This window comes from Gordonia sp. NPDC003504 (assembly GCF_053587995.1).
The window spans coordinates 1-3,978 of sequence record NZ_JBSFPC010000030.1; the positions used below are offsets into that span (position 1 = coordinate 1).

The window sequence follows — 3,978 nt, forward strand, 5'->3', positions numbered from 1 at the left end:
TTCGTCGACGAACTGGGCGTGGTCGGCGCCTGCCTTCCGTCGTCGGTCGGTGGTTTCGACGGCGGCCCCGAGGAACTGATGGTGGTCACCGAGGCCGACCTCCTCGACATTTCAGCCATGGGCACGGCTCGCACCCGGAGCGCACAGTGATGCCAGTCACCCGATCAGACGAGTCGGCCTCGTCTGAAATCCGACGGGTGCGATCCGACGATGGGAGCCCCCCGTGCCCACCCGCACCCGACTGCTGGTCGCCTACCTCGCCACCCCCGGCGGCGCCGACGCCCTGTCGCTCGGCATCGATCTCGCACGCGCACTGCACGGCGAACTCGACATCGCCATGGTCCTCCCACCGATGGGTCCCATCGAGCAGGTGGCCGCACCCGGCAACGCCGACTACACCCGGTTCGTCGATGACCGGGCGGCGGCATGGTTGGCCGAGGCCACCGCCACCATCCCCGACGACATCGTCGCCGAAGCCCGAATCGCCCTGTACGACAACGTCGCCGAGGGCCTGATCACCGAGGCGCAGCAGACCGAATGCGCGGCCATCGTGGTCGGCGGATCCGGCGGCGGGATCGTCGGGCGCCACTCCCTGGGGTCGGTGGTCAACGATCTTCTGCACTCGTCTCCGCTACCGGTCGTCCTCACGCCGCGCGGAGCCGCCTCGAACGCGCCGCACACCCTGCGCCGCATCACCTGCGCGATCGGTCGCCGACCGGGAAGCACCGCCCTGTTCACCGCCGGCCTCGACCTGTGCGAACGCACCGGACTTCCGTTGCGCCTGGTGTCGCTGGTGACCGGCGACGACGATGCGCTGCCGTGGCGTCGTGACGACACCGACCCCGCCGTCCGGGCCGCCGCCGCCGACCTCCTCGACGGCCTCGTCGATGAGGCGCGCGGCCGCCTCGGCGCCGACCATCAGATCGCCTCCGCGGTAGTCGCCGCGAAAACGACGGAGACCGCCGTCACCTCCCTCGACTGGGATGACGGCGACATCGTGCTCGTCGGCTCCAGCCGACTCGCCCAGCCGTTGCGTCTGTTCCTGGGTACCACCGCGGCCAAGATGCTTCGCGCGCTGTCGGTCCCGATGATCGTCGTGCCCACGAGCACGTGAGCGCCGACGACAACTCCTCCTCAGCAACCGGGCACTCCCCGCAACCCGGTCCGCCCGCCCTCGACACCCCGACCTCGACCTCGACACCCCGCCCTCGACCCGGAGCGCACACATGACGTCACAACCCACACCGCCGAACGCACCCACCGGGGTGACGACGCCCATCGGCGAGATCCCCGTCGACAAGGGCCTCGCCGCCGGCAAGGTCGGCGTGCTCTCCGGCGCAATCCTCGGGATATCCACCGTCGCACCGGGTTACACCCTGACCGCGAGCATCGGACTGATCGTGGCGGCCGTCGGGCTCAAGATGCCCGCGATCTTCATCGCCGGGTTCATCCCGATGTTCCTCACCGCCTACGCCTACCGCGAACTCAATTCCGACACCCCCGACTGCGGGGCATCGTTCACCTGGTCGACGAAGGCCTTCGGGCCGTACGTCGGGTGGATGTGCGGTTGGGGCATGGTGGTCGCGACCATCATCGTGCTGTCGAACCTCGCCGCGATCGGTGTGCAGTTTTTCTACCTGATCATCGCCCAGATCGCCGACCGCCCGTCGATCGCCGACATCGGTACCAACAAGCTGGTCAACATCGTGACCACACTCGTGCTGCTCGCCGTGGCCACGTGGATTTCCATGCGGGGCATCTCGACCAGTGAACGCATTCAATATGTTCTCGTCGGCTTCCAGCTCATCGTTCTGTTCGCCTTTGCAATCATCGCCCTGGTGAAGGTCGCGGCCGGCGATGCACCCGCGGGCCTGTCGTTTGACATCGACTGGTTCAACCCGTTCACCGGGCTGACGATCTCCGCCTTCGCGGTCGGACTCACGGGGTCGATCTTCGCGTTCTGGGGCTGGGATACGTGTCTGACGCTCGGCGAGGAATGCAAGGACCCCAAGCGCACGCCGGGCCGTGCGGGATTGCTGTGTGTGCTGTCGATCCTGTTGACCTATCTCCTGGTCGCCGTCGCCGTGATGATGTACGCCGGGGTGGGTGCCGAGGGGCTCGGACTGGGCAACGAGGCCAACGCCGAGAACGTCTTCGGCGCGCTGGCCACACCTGTTCTCGGGCGGTGGGGCGGTCTGATGTTGTTCGCGGCCATCCTGGTGTCATCGCTGGCGAGTTTGCAGACGACGTTCTTGCCGGTGGCGCGGACGATGCTCGCGATGGGCTCCTACGGCGCGTTCCCGAAGAAGGTGGCCGAGATCCATCCCCGGTTCCTGTCACCGTCGTTCGCCGCACTGGTCGCGGGCATCGTGACGGCCATCTTCTACACCGTGGTGACGATCCTGTCCGAACGCACCCTGATCGACACGATCGCCGCCCTGGGCATCATGATCTGCTGGTACTACGGCATCACGGCCTTCGCGTGCGTGTGGTACTTCCGGCATGAACTGTTCACCTCGGTACACAACGTGATCTACCGATTTCTGTGCCCGTTCCTCGGCGGCCTCGCGTTGATCATCGTCTTCCTGATCTCCGTGGGCGAAAGCATGAACCCCGACAACGGCAGTGGCGCTTCGATATTCGGTATCGGCCTGGTCTTCTACATCGGGTTCGGCCTGTTGATCGTCGGGGTGTTCGTGATGCTCTACCTCCGGGCACGGCATCCGGCCTTCTTCCGTGGCGAGACCCTTCCGCGGTCCACGCCCGCGTCGACGGTGCCCTCATCGGTGTCGTGACTCACCGCCGGCGAGCGTGCCGATGTCCGGATGGACAGGCCTCGTCAGTGAGAACATCGTTGGGGACACACATCGACAGATCGCCGACATATCGCCGAGGGAGCCGACATGCCCACGCCACGTACGCTGCTTGCCGCCTATCTACCGACACCGGGTGGTGAAGACGCTCTCGGGCTCGGCGTGCAGTTGGCGAGGTCCTTTCATGCAGACCTCGACGTCTGCATGGTGCTGCCGCCCACACCCGATGGTGCCGACGTCGAAACGTCGGCGCACCTCGATTCGCAGGCAGCGGAATGGTTGTCCGACGCTGCCGCCCGCGTCCCCGACGATGTGGTCGCCGAGGCTCACATCGCCTTCCACGACCACGCCGCCGAAGGCCTCGTCGTCGAATCCCATCGCACCGGGTCCGCGGCCATCATCGTCGGCGGCTCGGGCGGCGGCATTCGAGGCCGCAACTCCCTGGGATCGGTCGTCAACGATCTGATGCACGTCTCCACCACCCCGGTCGTCGTCGCACCACTCGGCGCCCGCGAATCCGCCTCGCCCATCACCCGCATCACGGCCGCCGTCGGTCGTCGTAGCGGCGCCACCCCACTGCTGCGCGCGGTGATCGACGGTTGCGAACGCACCGGATTACCGCTGCGGCTCATCTCGTTGCTGACGCCCGACGGTACGGGCGGCCAGGCGGGAGACCTCGAGACCGCGGAAAAGGCTGCCGCCGAACATCTCGCCGAACTCGTCGAGACCGCGAAACAGGCGTTGGGTGCCGACTACGACATCACCTCGGCGGTCGTCACCGGCGATGATGTCGAGGACGCCGCCGGCAAGGTCGGCTGGCACGGCGGCGACATCGTCTTCGTCGGATCCAGTCGCCTCGCCCAACCGCTGCAGCTCTTTCTCGGCGCGACCGCCGCGAAGATGCTCCGCACGCTCGAAACCGTCCCGATGGTCGTCGTGCCGAAAGACGCCTGACGCGCGGTCGGTTCTCATCGACGCGGTGCCCGCACGCCGGCGCGGTCGTAGCAATGCGAGCGCGATTGTGGGGGCGCCGCGCGAGCGTGGACGGTCCGCGTGAAGCTCATCGTGGCGCGTGTGTGTTCACGCGGCCGGTGAGGCAGCGTGAGCGTGTGGGGTGTTGCGGGATTCGGGGTGGGGTGCCGCAGGCACCGTGGAAGTGCCGCGG

3 protein-coding genes are annotated in these 3,978 nt (G+C 67.3%); all 3 read left to right on the forward strand.

What is annotated here, in order from left to right:
• Positions 1-223: 223 nt before the first annotated feature.
• The 3 genes from ACWDPV_RS24115 (at position 224) to ACWDPV_RS24125 (ending at position 3,767) form a co-directional block, all read left to right on the forward strand.
• A complete protein-coding gene (locus ACWDPV_RS24115) occupies positions 224-1,114 on the forward strand; it encodes a universal stress protein (RefSeq protein WP_449745003.1) in 891 nt (296 codons plus the stop codon).
• A gap of 112 nt (positions 1,115-1,226) precedes the next feature.
• Positions 1,227-2,795, forward strand: a complete 1,569-nt coding sequence (locus ACWDPV_RS24120) for an APC family permease (protein WP_449745004.1) — start codon at positions 1,227-1,229, stop codon at positions 2,793-2,795.
• A 108-nt stretch (positions 2,796-2,903) separates the two neighbouring features.
• Entirely contained in the window at positions 2,904-3,767 is an 864-nt protein-coding gene (locus ACWDPV_RS24125; protein ID WP_449745005.1) for a universal stress protein, read from the forward strand.
• Positions 3,768-3,978 lie beyond the last annotated feature (211 nt).